The 14,705-nt window shown below is 65.3% G+C and carries 18 protein-coding genes; 8 read left to right on the forward strand and 10 right to left on the reverse strand.

Going from position 1 to position 14,705, the window contains the following annotated elements; all coding sequences use genetic code 11:
• The first annotated feature begins 72 nt into the window (after positions 1-72).
• The 4 genes from N7I30_RS16400 (at position 73) to N7I30_RS16415 (ending at position 1,831) form a co-directional block, all read left to right on the forward strand.
• Entirely contained in the window at positions 73-486 is a 414-nt protein-coding gene (locus tag N7I30_RS16400; protein ID WP_024351754.1) for an SUF system Fe-S cluster assembly protein, read from the forward strand.
• Positions 487-496: 10 nt separating this feature from the next.
• Positions 497-916: a VOC family protein gene (locus tag N7I30_RS16405; protein WP_498640165.1), complete on the forward strand. Its 420-nt coding sequence runs from the start codon at positions 497-499 to the stop codon at positions 914-916.
• Between the two features lie 119 nt (positions 917-1,035).
• Positions 1,036-1,413, forward strand: coding sequence for a Fe-S cluster assembly scaffold SufA (sufA, locus tag N7I30_RS16410; protein ID WP_498640168.1), 378 nt, complete (start codon positions 1,036-1,038; stop codon positions 1,411-1,413).
• Between the two features lie 28 nt (positions 1,414-1,441).
• Positions 1,442-1,831 (forward strand): TfoX/Sxy family protein, encoded by a 390-nt coding sequence (locus N7I30_RS16415; protein WP_498640170.1) that lies wholly within the window; start codon positions 1,442-1,444, stop codon positions 1,829-1,831.
• Positions 1,832-1,887: 56 nt separating this feature from the next.
• On the opposite strand, the gene mazG is transcribed toward N7I30_RS16415, so the two are convergent.
• From mazG to N7I30_RS16455, 8 genes are all read right to left on the reverse strand, one after another.
• On the reverse strand, positions 1,888-2,760 hold the full coding sequence (gene mazG, locus N7I30_RS16420) for a nucleoside triphosphate pyrophosphohydrolase (RefSeq protein WP_498640172.1): 873 nt from the start codon (positions 2,758-2,760) through the stop codon (positions 1,888-1,890).
• A 261-nt stretch (positions 2,761-3,021) separates the two neighbouring features.
• Positions 3,022-3,834: an MBL fold metallo-hydrolase gene (locus tag N7I30_RS16425; protein ID WP_498640174.1), complete on the reverse strand. Its 813-nt coding sequence runs from the start codon at positions 3,832-3,834 to the stop codon at positions 3,022-3,024.
• Between the two features lie 15 nt (positions 3,835-3,849).
• Positions 3,850-4,644 (reverse strand): TatD family hydrolase, encoded by a 795-nt coding sequence (locus N7I30_RS16430; protein ID WP_498640334.1) that lies wholly within the window; start codon positions 4,642-4,644, stop codon positions 3,850-3,852.
• Positions 4,644-6,191 carry a methionine--tRNA ligase gene (gene metG, locus N7I30_RS16435; protein WP_498640176.1) on the reverse strand — a complete coding sequence of 516 codons (1,548 nt, stop codon included), beginning with the start codon at positions 6,189-6,191 and terminating at the stop codon, positions 4,644-4,646. The genes N7I30_RS16430 and metG overlap by 1 nt, the downstream gene beginning before the upstream one ends.
• A gap of 107 nt (positions 6,192-6,298) precedes the next feature.
• Positions 6,299-7,357, reverse strand: a complete 1,059-nt coding sequence (locus N7I30_RS16440) for a DNA polymerase III subunit delta' (protein ID WP_498640178.1) — start codon at positions 7,355-7,357, stop codon at positions 6,299-6,301.
• Complete coding sequence (tmk, locus tag N7I30_RS16445; protein WP_498640180.1) at positions 7,354-8,022, reverse strand: dTMP kinase; 669 nt, start codon at positions 8,020-8,022, stop codon at positions 7,354-7,356. Before tmk ends, N7I30_RS16440 begins: the two co-directional genes overlap by 4 nt.
• A gap of 34 nt (positions 8,023-8,056) precedes the next feature.
• On the reverse strand, positions 8,057-9,250 hold the full coding sequence (locus N7I30_RS16450) for a D-alanyl-D-alanine carboxypeptidase family protein (protein WP_498640182.1): 1,194 nt from the start codon (positions 9,248-9,250) through the stop codon (positions 8,057-8,059).
• A gap of 197 nt (positions 9,251-9,447) precedes the next feature.
• Positions 9,448-10,539 (reverse strand): septal ring lytic transglycosylase RlpA family protein, encoded by a 1,092-nt coding sequence (locus N7I30_RS16455; protein WP_498640184.1) that lies wholly within the window; start codon positions 10,537-10,539, stop codon positions 9,448-9,450.
• 822 nt (positions 10,540-11,361) lie between these two features.
• Between N7I30_RS16455 and N7I30_RS16460 the strand changes: the two genes are divergently transcribed.
• From N7I30_RS16460 to N7I30_RS16470, 3 genes are all read left to right on the forward strand, one after another.
• A complete protein-coding gene (locus N7I30_RS16460) occupies positions 11,362-11,655 on the forward strand; it encodes a helix-turn-helix domain-containing protein (protein WP_498640186.1) in 294 nt (97 codons plus the stop codon).
• A gap of 389 nt (positions 11,656-12,044) precedes the next feature.
• Positions 12,045-12,278: a hypothetical protein gene (locus tag N7I30_RS16465; RefSeq protein WP_498640188.1), complete on the forward strand. Its 234-nt coding sequence runs from the start codon at positions 12,045-12,047 to the stop codon at positions 12,276-12,278.
• A 55-nt stretch (positions 12,279-12,333) separates the two neighbouring features.
• Positions 12,334-12,597, forward strand: a complete 264-nt coding sequence (locus tag N7I30_RS16470; RefSeq protein ID WP_498640190.1) for a pyocin activator PrtN family protein — start codon at positions 12,334-12,336, stop codon at positions 12,595-12,597.
• Between the two features lie 54 nt (positions 12,598-12,651).
• Here N7I30_RS16470 and N7I30_RS16475 read toward each other — a convergent pair whose 3' ends face one another.
• Both N7I30_RS16475 and N7I30_RS16480 read right to left on the reverse strand, forming a co-directional pair.
• Positions 12,652-13,125: a hypothetical protein gene (locus tag N7I30_RS16475; protein ID WP_498640192.1), complete on the reverse strand. Its 474-nt coding sequence runs from the start codon at positions 13,123-13,125 to the stop codon at positions 12,652-12,654.
• A gap of 20 nt (positions 13,126-13,145) precedes the next feature.
• A complete protein-coding gene (locus tag N7I30_RS16480; protein WP_498640194.1) occupies positions 13,146-13,610 on the reverse strand; it encodes a hypothetical protein in 465 nt (154 codons plus the stop codon).
• Between the two features lie 857 nt (positions 13,611-14,467).
• Here N7I30_RS16480 and N7I30_RS16485 point away from each other — a divergent pair.
• Positions 14,468-14,566 carry a pyocin activator PrtN family protein gene (locus N7I30_RS16485; protein WP_498640336.1) on the forward strand — a complete coding sequence of 33 codons (99 nt, stop codon included), beginning with the start codon at positions 14,468-14,470 and terminating at the stop codon, positions 14,564-14,566.
• The last annotated feature ends 139 nt before the right edge of the window (positions 14,567-14,705 follow it).

Consider the following 14,705-nt stretch of genomic DNA (forward strand, 5'->3'; position numbering starts at 1 on the left):
AGAAGATATTGAAGGCATGGCCCCGCAGCATCGCGATCACGCGAAACCGGGGCAGGCCGCAAGGATGATCGCATGACCGACCAAGCCGAACAAAAGCCCGCAGCGGACGACACCGCCGCCGCCAACGTCGCCATGGCGTCCGGCGACAACGGCACACAATCGGCGATCCCGGCCGAGGAGCTCACGCGCCTCACCGACGACATCGTCGGCGCGCTGAAGACCGTCTACGACCCGGAAATCCCGGCCGACATCTACGAGCTCGGCCTGATCTACAAGATCGACATCGACGACGAGCGCAATGTCGATGTCGAGATGACCCTGACCGCGCCGGGCTGTCCGGTGGCTGGCGAAATGCCGATCTGGGTCGAGAACGCCGTCAGCTCCGTCGACGGCGTCGGCCAGGTCCGCGTCGACCTCGTCTTCGATCCTCCGTGGACGCCCGAGCGGATGAGCGAAGAGGCGCAGGTCGCCGTCGGCTGGTTCTGACGCTGACGCCATGACACCGCCGCTGTCGGGATTGCTGGAGACCTGCCTCTATGTCGACGACGTGGCGCGGTCGAAGGCGTTCTACGCGGGCCTGCTCGGCATCGAGCCGCTGTTCGAGGAAGACCGCATCTGCGTCTTCCGCCTGCCCGACGGCACGGTCCTGATCCTGTTCGCCCGCGGCTCCACGCTGGAACCGGTGGCGACGCCGGACGGGACGATCCCGCCCCATGACGGCCAGGGTCCGATCCACTTCGCGCTCGGCATTCCGCCGGGCTCGGTGGATGAATGGCGCCACCATCTCGAAGCCTGCGGCGTCGCGGTGGAGAGCGAGGTGCAATGGTCGCGGGGACGGGGCCACAGCCTGTATTTCCGCGACCCCGACGGCCATGCGGCCGAATTCGCCACACGCGAACTCTGGTCGCGGTCCTGAGCGGTGTTGCATCGCGCGCAGCCCGCATGCCGACGCAGCGTTCGCCTTGTGGCGCCTCGCGAAACGCCCCATCTTTCTGATAGTGTTCGCGTAACAGAATTTCTCGAAAGGAGGCCGCCATGGGCCGCTTCACCGTGATGAGCATGACCGACGCCGCTGCCGAGCGGGTCAAGGCGATCACGTCGAGCAAGGGCGAGGGTGCGCTCGGCCTGCGGGTCGGCATCAAGAAGGGCGGCTGCGCAGGCATGGAATACACCATCGACCTCGCAACCGAAGCCAATCCCAACGAGGACATGATCGAGAAGGACGGCGCCAGGGTGCTGGTCGCGCCGGAAGCGGTCCTGTTCCTGCTCGGCACCGAAATGGACTACGAGGAGACCGTCCTGCGGTCCGGCTTCACCTTCCGCAATCCCAACCAGACCTCGGCCTGCGGCTGCGGCGAATCCGTCGAGCTGAGACAGGCCGATCTGGCCGCGCTCGCCGGCCAGCCGGGATGACCGCCCGCCATCGCACCTGAGCGGTCCGATGGACAAGGAATTTCTCCGCGAGCTCTTCGCCTCGGTTCCGGGGTTTCGCATTCGCCGGATGTTCGGCGGGCAGGGGATTTATGACGGGGATCGCATCCTCGCCCTGGTCGTCGACGGCGAACTCTATCTCAAGAGCGATGCCGAGACGGATGCCATCTATGAGGCCGAAGGTCTGCAAAACTGGCATTACGCCCGCACCGGCCGAAGCCCCGTGCGGATGCCCTATTACCGGATGCCGGATGCCGCCTTCGACGACCCGGACGAAGCGCAGCGCTGGATCGCCCTAGCTGACGGAGCCTCCCGGCGCGCGGCCCGGACGAAGGGCGCCGCAAAGCCCAGAGGCGAACCGAAACGGCCGAGATCGGGCACCGGAACTCCGAAGGCCTGAATGCGGCAGCCGTGAACGACGGTACCGGATCAGCCCCACACAATCGGCCGATCAGGTCAGGAGGCCGCCGGCTGCTTGCGTGTCTTGGCCGCGATCCAGAGCGCTTCCATTTCATCGAGGCTGGCCGTTTCCAGCGCGCGGCCCGTCGCGGCAAGCTCCTGTTCGATATGGCGGAAACGGCCGCGGAACTTGCGGACGCAACGCCGCAGCGCGGCTTCGGGATCGATCTCGTGATAGCGCGCGAGATTGACTGCGCTGAACAGAAGATCCCCGATCTCGCCCTCCAGCGCGTCGCGATCGCCGCTCTCCGCAGCCTCGGCCACTTCGTCGATTTCCTCGATGATCTTGCCGACGATCGGCTCCGGCCGGTCCCAGTCGAAGCCCACTTTCGCGGCTTTCTGCTGGATTTTCAGTGCCAGCGTCAGCGCCGGAAAGCCTGACGGAACCCCATCGAGAAACCCGGACCCGGCCTGGTCTGCTGCCTCCGGGACGCGCGTCTCGGCCGTCAGCGCGACTGTGGCGACGGTTTCGCGCAGAGCCGCGCGCTCGGCCTTTTCCTCGGCCTTGATGCGCTCCCACTGGCCCTTGGCCGAACCCGCCGAACGCGCTTCCGCATCTCCGAAGACATGCGGATGCCGGCGGATCATCTTGCGGGTGATGCCGTCCACCACGTCGCCGAAATCGAACAGGCCGGCCTCCGTTGCCAGCTGCGCGTGATAGACGACCTGCAGCAGGAGGTCGCCCAGCTCCTCGCGCAGGTCGACCGCGTCGTTGCGTTCGATGGCGTCGGCGACCTCGTAGGCTTCCTCGATCGTGTAGGGCGCGATCGTCGCGAAATCCTGCTCGACATCCCAGGGGCAGCCGGACACCGGATCGCGCAGCGCCGCCATGATCTCGACGAGGCGTGCAACGTCCTTGGATGGCGTCATGGCGAAACTCCGGAACAGTCCTGCGGATCGATCCCGCATAGCGACGCGCGGACCGGAGGGGAAGGGCCAGCCGATGGCCGCCACGCATCGCGGCGTCTCACACGGCCCACAGCCGAGCAGATACCCATCCACCCATACAGATAAGTTGCATAAGATAGATTATGGAACCAAACCGATGGCGGCTGATGGACAGCAGATATGCCGGACGTTGGACGGCCTCGGTCGGCCCTGCGATCCGTTGGCGGCTGGCTCGGCTTCGGCTCAGGCATCGAGCGACCATTCCAACGTCAGGCCGTCAAAGCCCGGACGCACATGGCCTGGCAGCTCGCGGCAGAGCGTGTCGTAGTCCAGCGGAATATGCATATGGGTCAGCGTCGCTTCCGGCACGCCGAGACGCGCGATCCAGTCGAGCGCCTGTTCGACCGACAGATGGCTGGGATGCGTCCGGTACTGAAGCGCGTCGATGACGATGTGCTGCGCACCGGCAATGGCCGCGATCGCAGCCGCCGGAAAATCGCTGACATCGCTGCAATAGGCCAGCGGCCCGATCCGGTAGCCCAGCGAATGGATGGAGCCGTGCTCCTGGCGAAATGGCGCAAAGTTCAGCTTGCCGCCGGCGCCATCGACCGAGAATGCTTCGCCGGCGCTGATCTCGACATGCCGCGCCACCGGCGGATAGGCGCTGCCCGCCGGGGTCTCGAAGCAATAGCGGAAGGCTTCCAGCACCCGTGCATGGGTCGAGTGGTCGGAATGCACCGGAATCCGGGACTTCTGCGTCAGCATGTAGCCGCGCAGATCGTCCATGCCGTGAATGTGGTCGGCATGCGGATGGGTCAGCACCACGGCGTCGAGATGCGTTACCCGGGCCATCAGCATCTGCTCGCGAAAATCCGGGCCGCAATCGATGGCAACGACCGTCCGGCCGTCCGGCCCGATCCGTTCGACCAGCGCCGACGACCGCAGACGGCGGTTCTTCGGGTTCGTGGGATCGCAGGCCCCCCAGTCGCCGTTGATGCGCGGCACGCCCGGCGACGAAGCGCAGCCCAGAATGGTCAGCCGTAGCGTGTCGCTCACCCTCAGCGTCTCCGCCTAAGCCGTTCTCGGATCGGGAACTTTCGAGAACAGCGCGAAGAAATTGTCCGAGGTCTGGCGCGCGATGGTCGCCAGATCGACTCCCTTCGTTTTTGCAAGCACCTCAGCGGTATGGCGAACGTAAGCCGGCTCATTGCGCTTGCCGCGATATGGCGGCGGCGCGAGATACGGCGCGTCGGTCTCCACCAGGAGGCGCTCCATCGGGACGTCGGCGGCGATGGCGCGGATCTCCTCGGACTTTTTGAAGGCCAGGATGCCGGAGAACGACAAATGGCCGCCAAGCGCCACGCCGACCTCGGCGAGCCGCGGTCCGGCGGAGAAGCAGTGCAGGATGAAGGGGAAGGCCCCCTTCCCGCTTTCGTCCTCGAGGATGCGGATCATGTCGTCGTCGGCGTCGCGGGAATGGATCACCAGCGGCAACCCGGTCTCGCGCGCCGCCGCGATATGCCGGCGAAACACCATCTCCTGGATGTCGCGCGGCGCCTTGTCGTAGAAATAGTCGAGCCCGGCTTCGCCGATGGCGACGATCCTCTGGTCCTGCGACAGACGCACGAGTTCTTCGGTGCTGACATCCGGCTCGGCGGCGGCATTGTGCGGATGGGTCCCGACCGAGGCATAGACCTCCGGATGGTCCCGCGTGATCGCCTTCAAGTTCTCGATCTTCGAGACGAAGGTCGAGATCGTCACGAACAGGCCGACGCCTTCGGCCTTGGCGCGGGCGATCAGGTCCGCACGGTCCTCGGCGAAGTCCGGGAAGTCCAGATGGCAATGGCTGTCGACGAGGAACGGCATCATGATGCGGCGTCTTCCGCCTCGACGAAGCGCGGGAAGATCGGCTGCGGCGCCGGCAGGTCGGCCCCCGGCACCAGGCGGACATCCGGCGTCAGTTCGTTGAACGTCCTAGCGTCCGCGCCGACCCCGAGAATGTCGAGCAGCTTGCCGGCGCTCTCGGGCACGAAGGGCTGCAGCAGGATCGCCACGCGGCGCAGGATTTCGGCAGTAACGAACAGCACCGTCTCCATTCGCGCCGGATCGCTCTTGCGCAGTGCCCAGGGCTCCTGGCCGGCGAAATAGCGATTGGCCTCGCTGACCACGGCGATGATCGCGGCGAGGACGCCGTGCAGTTCCTGCCGGTCGATCATCGTGCGGACCTTGGGCAACAGGTCGTTCGCAGCCGTCAGGATCGCCGTATCGGCCTCGGTGAACGCGCCCGGCGTCGGCACCTTGGCGCCGCAATGCTTGCCGACCATCGACAGCGACCGCTGCGCCAGATTGCCGAGATCGTTGGCGAGCTCGGAATTGGTCCGGTTGACGATCGCTTCGTGAGAATAATTGCCGTCCTGGCCGAACGGAACCTCGCGAAGCAGGAAATAGCGCAGCCGATCGAGGCCGTAGACCTCGACCAGGGCAGCCGGGTCGATGACGTTGCCGACCGACTTCGACATCTTCTCCCCGCGGTTGAACAGGAAGCCGTGCGCATAGACGCGGCGCGGCAGCGGCAGGCCGGCGGACATCAGGAAGGCCGGCCAGTAGACCGTGTGGAAGCGCACGATGTCCTTGCCGATGACGTGCAGGTCGGCGGGCCAGTAGGCCGAGCGCTCGCCCTCCTCCGGAAAGCCGGTCGCGGTCAGGTAGTTGGTGAGGGCGTCGACCCACACATACATGACGTGCTTCTCGTCGCCGGGCACGGGAATGCCCCAGTCGAAGGTGGTCCGCGAGATCGACAGGTCGCGCAGGCCCGAGCGCACGAAGGACATCACCTCGTTGCGCCGCTCGGCCGGGCCGATGAAGTCGGGATTGTCCTCATAGAGCGCCAGCAGCCGGTCCTGGAATTCCGACAGCTTGAAGAAATAGCTTTCCTCGGCCACCCATTCGACGGGCGAGCCCTGCGGGCCGTAGCGCTTGCCGTCCTCGCGCAGCTCTGTCTCGTCCTCGCCATAATAGGCTTCGTCGCGGACCGAGTACCAGCCCGAATAGGCGTCCTTGTAGACGTCTCCGGCGGCGGCCATCTTGGTCCAGATCGCTTGGCTGGCGGCCACGTGCCGGTCTTCGCTGGTGCGGATGAAATCGTCGTTGGTGCCGCCCAGAAGGGTCGCCATCGCCTCGAACTCGGCCGAGTTCCGCCGGGCGAGCTCGGCCGGGCTGATGCCCTGCTCGCGCGCGCTCTGCAGCATCTTGATGCCGTGCTCGTCGGTGCCCGTCAGGAAGAACACGTCGTAGCCGTCCAGCCGCTTGAAGCGCGCCAGCGCGTCGGTCGCGATGAACTCGTAAGCGTGGCCGATATGCGGACGACCGTTCGGATAGGAGATCGCGGTGGTCAGGTAGAAGCGTTCGGCCATGGGGCTGTCGTCAAACTCCGGTACGATAGGCGACGTGATCCCTGCGACATAGTGCATTGGCGCAGGCGGCTCAATCGATCGGCGCCCGAAACCTGCCGCAATGGCGTTCAGGAGGCGCTTGCGGCCCCGCGGCAGCGGTAGAACCGGTCGAAAAGCGTCAGCAGCGCCTGCTTGCGATCGAGATTGTAGGCCGCGGCCTCGCGCAGCCTTGCGGTCTCGTCCTGCCATAGCGCCGCGAGCGACGCGGCCCCGGCACTGTCGCCGCGCGAAAGGCACGCCTCGCTCGCCTCGGCTGTTGCCGACAGGAGCGCCGTGATGAGAAACTCGTAGGCCTGCTCGCGCCCCTTCTGGGTCAGGGCGTCGGCCATGGAATGGATGCTGTTCCAGTCGGGCCGGTCTGCTGCAATGAGCGTCTGGAGCGACTGCCGGATCTCGATCCCGCCATAGGCGATCAGCGAGATCGCCTGCCGCGCGCTGCCTTCGCTGAGCGGCACGGCGGCGGCAATCTCGTCCTGGCCGGCGCTGGGCAGCGCGGCGGCGGTCGCCGCGGCCAGGTCATCGTCACCCAGCGGCTCGAAGCGCAGGGTGCGGCAGCGCGACCGGATGGTCGGCAACAGCCGGCCCGGCGTGTGGTTCATGATCAGGAAGACCGAGCGCGCCGGCGGCTCCTCAAGAATCTTCAACAGCGCATTGGCGGCACTGCGATTCATGTCGTCGGCCGGATCGATGATCGCGATCCGCCAGCTCGTGCGCGAACCGGTGGCCTGGAAGAAGCGGTTCAGCTTGCGCACGCCCTCGACGGTGATCTGGGTGCGAAAGCCCGTGCCCTTCTCGACCGGCGGCCGGGTGACATGGACGAGGCCGGGATAGGTGCCGAGCGCGATCTGGCGCATGGCGGGGTCGGCCGGATCGAACACCGGCGGCTCGGTGCCCCTGGCATGGCCGGGCGAAAGCAGGTGCCGCGCGAAGGCGAAGGCGGTCGTCGCCTTGCCGACCCCGCGCGGACCCTGAAACAGCCAGGCATGGTGCAGCCGCCCGGCCGCTTCGGCCGACGCCAGCTCGGCGAATTCGCTGCGGTGTCCGAAGAGCGTGGGGGTTGCCGCGGGCGGCGGCACGCCATCGAGATCGTCGTGGCTCGCCGGGATGTCCAGCGCCGCCTCGCTCATCGTGCGGCCTGCCCTGCCCCCAGCGACTGGCCGATCGCCTCGAACCGGGCCGCCCCGAGGCGGTCGTCGACGATGTCCCGGATCTCCGCCGCGACCTTCTCTTCGGCCTGTGTGCCATCGACGATCACGCAGCGCTCCGGTTCGTCCTCGGCGAGCTTGCGGAAGGCCTGCCGGCGGCGCTCGTGCAGCGCTTCGTCCTCCTTCTCGAAACGGTCGGGCGAATGGTCGGCCCGGCGCTGCCGCGCCCGCTCGACACCGACGCTCGCCGGCACGTCGAGGATGATGGTCAGGTTCGGCAGGAGATCGCCGAGCGCGGCTCGCTCCATCGCGTCGCGATAATCCTGGTCGAGATCGGAATCGAGGAATTGATAGACCCGGGTGGAATCGTGGAACCGGTCGCACAGGACGATCTTGCCGGCATCCAGTGCCGGCCGGATCAGCGTGTCCACATGGTCGGCGCGGGCGGCTGCGAAGAGCATCGCCTCGACCTCGACGCCCAGCCCCTCGGCGGCGCCGGACAGGATGACGTGCCGCAGTGCGTCGGCGCCGGGCGAGCCGCCCGGCTCGCGGGTGGTGACGACGTCGTGGCCCTCGTTGCGCAGATGGTCGGCAAGCCGGGCGATCTGGGTCGTCTTGCCACTCCCCTCGCCGCCCTCGAATGTCATGAAAAATCGGGTCAATTCGCGTCCGCGTGGATGATCAGAGCGTCCGGAGCCAGCCGACGGCGAGCTCCCTGACCGCGCCGAGCGCGCGATCGGTGAAGCTTCCGGCGGCCACCGCGCTGGCAGCGTGGAGGTCGCGCGAAAGCACCGGCTCTCCTTCTACCAGAATATCCAGCGAGGCAACGGTCTGGCCTTCGGCAATCGGCGCGATCAATGGTTCCAGATAGCGGATCTGCAGGCTGACGAGCTCCGGCGCATCGGCGGGAACGAGCGCCTCGACGGGCTCCGTCGCGGCCAGCGCGACGCTCCCGGATTCGCCGCCGAAGACATTGGCCGAACCGACGATCTGGCCGGCCGGAAACAGCGTCTCCGATTCGAACGATTCCCGCGCCCACAGCAGCAGCTTGCGGGCTTCGCTGGCGCGGTCGCGGGCGGTTTCGAGACCGCTCACCGCCAGAAGCGTATCGCGGCCGCCATGCGAGGTGGCGCCGACCAGGCTGAACCCCGAGGCCTCGGTATAGCCGGTCTCGATCCCGTCCGCGCCGATCTCCATCGACAGCAGCGGATTGCGATTGCGCTGGAATATCTTGTTCCACTCGAAGGCCGGCTCGGCATAGATCGCGTAGAGCTCGGGATAGGTGGACCGCAGGTGACGCGCCAGCGTGATCAGGTCGCGGGCGGTGACATACTGGTCGTCCGCCGGCAGGCCGGTCGGATTGGCGAAGCGCGAATTGATCATGCCGAGTTCGCGGGCCCGGGCGTTCATGCGCTCGGCGAAGGCCGCCTCGGAGCCTTCCATGCCCTCGGCGATCACGATCGCCGCGTCGTTGGCCGACTGGATGATCGCCCCACGGATCAGCGCCGAGACCGGCACCTGCGACTTCAGCTCGGCGAACATCGTCGAGGTCCGCGACGGCGCGCCGCCGGTGCGCCAGGCATGCTCGCTGACGGGAAATTCCGTGTCGAGGGTGAGCGTCCCGTCCTTGATCGCGGCGAAGACGATTTCCATCGTCATCATCTTGGCGAGCGACGCCGGTGGAAACGGTGCGTCGGCATTCTTGGCAAACAGGACCGTGCCGGTTTCGCCATCGACGAGCAACGCTTCGCGGGCCGTCGTCTCGATCCGCGGCACGTCCTCCTCCTGGGCCAGGACGGGGCTGGCGGGCCCTGCCAGCGGCAGCAGGAGAGAGGCGGTGACGAGGAAGGCCTTGAACGGAAATGCGTGTGTCATCGGTGTCCGCGTGCACGTGCCGGCGGCTGGGAGCCGCGGGCACTGGAAGATGAGCGGACTTTAGGCCGCTGCCGGACGCCGCTGCAACATGCGCGTCGTCACTTTCCGCCGGACTGGTTTCCGCTCTCTCAGGACAGGATGCGCGCAGGGGTTCGACAAGCCCGTCGGCCGCCGTGCCGGGCCTGTCGCGCAACCGATCAGTCGCGAATGACGAAGGCGTCTTCGGCGCCGACCTGCCAGAGCCGACGCAACACGGCATCGGTGTCGGCACCCGGGGCGACGACCAGCGTCGCGACGCGGCCATTCTCGCCCGGGACATCGTCCTCGACCAGCTCGCCATGACCGAATGCGACGCTGCGCACCCGCTCGGCCAGATCGCCGGCGATCGTGCCGATGGCAATCCGTTCCGGCTCCACGGCGATCGCCGCCGACAGTGCATCGCCTGCACCGCCGGTGCTCTGTTCCGGCGCGTAGGAACTGGCGAAAGCCGCGATCCCGTCCAGCGGCAGCAAGCGGCGCAGGTCGAAGCCCTCACCCGATCCGGCGCCCCTGCCCTCGCCCGCCCGGACGGCGTCCGGACGCACACCCGGCAATTCGCGGGTCTCGCCATAGGCAATCGCGCTTGGCTGAACGCCGCGCTGCGGGACCGGCCGATCGTCGGCCGAAGCGACCATGACGGTGTCGCCATACGGATCGGCGCCCTGGGCCGGCACGTAGCTCGCCATCAGCATCTGCGTGTCGTCGCCTTCCAGCGGCGCCCGGCCGATATAGTCGACCTGCACCTCGGCAGTGCCGGCATGCTGGAAGTCGAGCAGCTTCGCCGCTACGGCCGACAGATCGATCTCGCGACCATGGGCGAAGGGCCCGCGGTCGTTGACCCGCACCATCACGCGGCTGCCATTCTCCAGATTGGTAACCATGGCATAGGAGGGCAGCGGGAACGTCTTGTGGGCCGCCGACAGGCCATGCATGTCGTAGACTTCGCCATTCGCGGTCAGGCGCCCGTGGAAGTTCGGGCCGTACCACGAGGCTGTGCCGGACTTGGAATAGCCGGGATCGTCCTTGGGATAGTACCACTTGCCGCGCACCTTGTAGGGCTTGCCGACCTGCGAGCGGCCGCCGCCCTTGGGTACGCGCTTGGCAGTGGTGATGCGCGGACTGGCCGGAACACCGAAGGTCCGGGAGTCGAATTTCACGGTGGTGCTGATGTCGGCCAGTTCCTCGACCGGGGACTGCGTCCCCGTGCAGCCGGCCAGAAACATTCCGGACGAAACGATCAGGCCGGTCATCAGCCCGTGTCGCTTCCGTCTCGCAGCGGCAATGCCCATGCTGCGCCCCTTCCATCACTCAATACACAGCCGGAAGATCCGCGAACGGCACTTCCGGCACCTGCGCCCCCATGCAGGCTGGAGCTTACCAAAGACTGAACCCGCCGGGCAAACCTTTGGCCGCAACGCGCCCGATCCGCCGGCCCTTTCGGCGCTTGACTTGGCCGCCGGCCGCGCGCAGCCGACACGCTCTTCACAACCGCCCGGCTCCGCGTTGCCACGCCCCCCAAACGCGGCGCGGCCCCTGCCGCGCCCGGCGATAACGCGTTGAGTCCGAACAGGCTCTCCCACGCGAACACAGCACGATGCGCCGGCATGCCGTCAGCTGCGCGGCCCCGCTGCCCAGCCGCTGCTGCCACATTGCCGCCACTGTTGACCCGCCAGCCGCATGCGGATCACGCCCGTTCACGAATTATTACAACACCCTCTCCCGCCCCGGCTGCGCGTCACCGACTGCCTGAACCGGGGCAGCCATCGCCAGGAACGTCGCGCCCACGATCGCGGCAAAGGCACGGCGCCCGCTTGCGCCGGACCGCTGTCGGCTTTAATCGGACGCTGTCGGATGGGTGGCCGAGCGGTTGAAGGCACCGGTCTTGAAATTCGCTTACGAGCGTATCGGGTTGCACCCGCTGATCCCCGTAAGCCCCGTATTGTACGGCTTCCTGCCCTGCCCTGTACCTGCCGATCCCATCGGGTTTAGGCTGATGCTACCGAGTTCGGTAGCAAAATGGTAGCAGGGTGTTCCAGTTACGCTCGGCTACTCCACCCGACATGAGATGCGACATGGAATCCCATCAGAAGCCGTTGCTGACGCCGGCCGAAGCAGCCAAGTTTCTAGCAGTCTCCACGCGTCAACTGCGCGATCTGACGACAAGCGGAGCGATCGCGTACATCAACATCGGGCGATTTGATAGAGAGACACGGCGATACCGGTCAGACGATCTGGAGGCGTTTGTGACAAGCCGACGGCGCCAGCGTCACGCCAACGCCGGTGCTAGCTCGAAGTCAAATGTAGTTTACAATGCCGGCGAGTTCCGTCGACTGCTTGAAACCCGTGCTGCTAAGGTTGGGCTGTAACCTGACCATGCAATCCAAATTGCTCGGCGAATTGAGCTTGCGCCGAGGACGATACGGTGGTGGACCTCGATGTCCCTAACGCGCGTGCTACGGCGCTTACGACGCCTATTCCAAGCACCTGAACATATCCGCCGGGAGGCCACCGTCCTTGTCACCATGCACGGGCCGCACGGTGCGTGGGTGACAGCCCGCGACAAACGTCGGCTTGCACAGGTGGTCGACGCTTCAGACGATGTGCGTCGCTGGAACGCGGTCATGCGGGAGATCGAACGCCAGACCGGCTACCAGCACCAGCCGGATACGGCGACGCGGATGACTGAGAGTTGACGGGAATCAATGTTCTGGGCCAACTGACTAGCGAGTGAGCATGTAGCCGTCGAAAGCAGCATATGGGTGCCAACAATCTGGCCAGCAAAATTGCGGCCGCCGAACGCGAACGTGCGGCTTGGGAAGCAGGCCGGCAAGCCTTCCGCGCCGAGGGTGCCGAGGCTTCCAACCCGTATACATTGCATTCTCCGGATCATTCACTCTGGTCCGAAGGATTTGAGGCAGAGCGACGAGAGAGGCAGATGCCCAGATGGCTCGATGCTGAGGTTTTCTCAATGACGGCGGATAGCCTGTGACCGATGAGGCGAACGAGCCGCTAACGCTGGATGTTTACGGCCAGGAGGAACGCGAGTGAGAACTGAATTCCTCCTGATGGCGCAGTACGACGGGCAAGCCGTCATCCCGATCGACATTGTATGCCGTGACTACTTCTGCCACCTGACGCCAAAGAAGCTATCGGAGAAAATAGCCAGCGGGGAGATCCGATTGCCGATGATTCGCATCGAGACCAGCCAGAAAGCGGCAAAGGGCGTCCATTTGACCGATCTAGCCGCATGGGTGGACGCCCGTCGAGCCGCCGCTCGCAAAGAACTGGCGCAAATGATTGGCGAATGACGCATAGCGGGATAGCGTCGAACGCATCGCTTCAATCTCGCCGGCATTAGGAATTCAGCCCGCGCCATCTCGCCGCGCCTCGTACGCTTCGACGACCTCTCGCTTTATCCGCAGGAGCTTTCCACCGAGGCAAAATGTTTCGAGGTCGCCCTTTCGGACCACGTTTCGAATGTGCCGTTCGGAGCAGTGCCAGCGTCTGGCGAGGGTTGCAGGGCTGTAAGCGCTCGGCAAATGGTCCCCAGCCTGACCCGTGACTGAGGGGCTGCCTTTCGCCGGCGGCGTCTCGACCCCCAAGCGCACGTCCGACGGATTGCTGGCGGATGCCTCATCGGCGACATGGGGCAGTTCTTCGAATGCCCGGTCGACTTCCTGCCGGTCCCAGACTCGGCGCCCCGCGATTTCCCGCGGCTGGGGCATCTTACCAGTTGCCACCAGCCGATCGAACAGAGTGGCCCCGATCCCCACGTAGGCGGCTGCCTGAGAGCGCGACAATCCGCGGGGCGCGATGGGTGTCTCAGCCAGTTTCACAAACGCCTCCGCGGGGTGCCTCACTCCGGGTACTCATCATCAATGTTACGGCAAAAGTGAAATGCTGCGATCTGGGACTTCCCATAGTGCAGCTTCGGCGCCCAAATCGACACGCGCTTGAACTTATTCGCGGTCAGCATGACGAGGACGGAAGACAGGACATCTATGGGCAGGACGACAAAGGCCTTGAGCAATCCATCATACAGGTTGAGGTCCCCGATCGATGGCGGCGGCGAAGAGCCCTCCACTTCCTTCATATCGACGAGGAACAGAAGCCGGAATAATGCCGCGTCTGCCCGCAGGCCGTGCGGACGAATCGGCACGCCGTACAACTCAATTTGCCTGTTATCGAAATAGGGTTTGCGGGGCGATTCTCGTCCTAATGGGGCGGCGACGGCGAAACCGTATTCCCAACGCCAGTCCGTCAGGCGGACATCGAAGTGAACAAGCTCATGATTTCTGCGCTCCCGGGGTTTCGAGGGCATCGTGCCTTGCTCCGAAAGGCATAGCGAAAGGACCTCCATCATGGGCCGTGGCCCTCTGTCTTTCAAACGGTCCGATGTTGTTCGGGCGATAAAAGCCGCTCAGGCCGCGGGGCTTGAGATACATCGAACCGAGATCGGGCAGGATGGCCGGATCGTTCTCGTTCACCGTTCTGATGCTGTAGCTGAGCCGGACGCCTACGAAGTCTGGAAGGCAAGCAGGGCGAGCAGAGGCGAAACATGATGTCGACTTTGGCCCAGGCGCTCTTGATCGCATACGTACGGGCGGGCGAATCTCCGCGCGCAGCGTAAATGCTTCGCTAACCAAGTCCCTCGCTTTTACCGTGCCTGTCGAAATTGCGCCGTTCCCTCGGAGCTTGCTGGTCACGTCAATCAAACGGAGCGATCAGAATGCGTGACAGACACTTTCGCGAACATACGAAAGACGAGTCGCACGATCTCGTCGTTTATGGCGCCTACGCTGCTGCTACGGTATTCGCTTTCGCGTGCGCATACTTCATCTTCGTCCCATGACGACCCCTCTGAGCTCGTAGCGCATCACGCGCGGAGCTTTTAAGGATGCTGCAAATGAGAGCTACCGGACGCTTAATACAGTTCGCAGCCATCGGTCTTGGAGCGCTGATGCTCAGCGGCTGCGTTGCCGGAACCGGCTACTATAGCGAGTCCTACTCAGGGGTGATCTACGAGCAGCCGGTCTATGCCGAGCCGGTCTTCGTGATCGATGACAGGCCGCGCTATCGGCACCACGACTACTATCGCCATCGAGATTGGAGGCGACACCACCGCGACCGATGGGATCGTGGCTACCGATATAGGGATCGCCGCTACCGGCATTACTGATCCAGGCCATCGAAGACAGCCAGAAGGCTGCCAAGGGCGTGCACCTGACCGACCTCGCCGAGTGGCTAGATGCACGTCGCGCTGCCGCTCGCAGATAATTGGCCCAGCTCATCGGAGAATGATCGCTACAGGTACACAGGAGCCGCGACGGTGCGTGGTCCGTTATCGACACCTTCACCAACGTTCCGGTAGAAGTCAGCGGCCGCAATCTGACGCGCCTGAGGTTGGCCGAAGGGG

It is taken from the genome of Aurantimonas litoralis (assembly GCF_026153195.1).
GTDB classification, from domain to species: Bacteria; Pseudomonadota; Alphaproteobacteria; order Rhizobiales; family Rhizobiaceae; genus Aurantimonas; species Aurantimonas coralicida.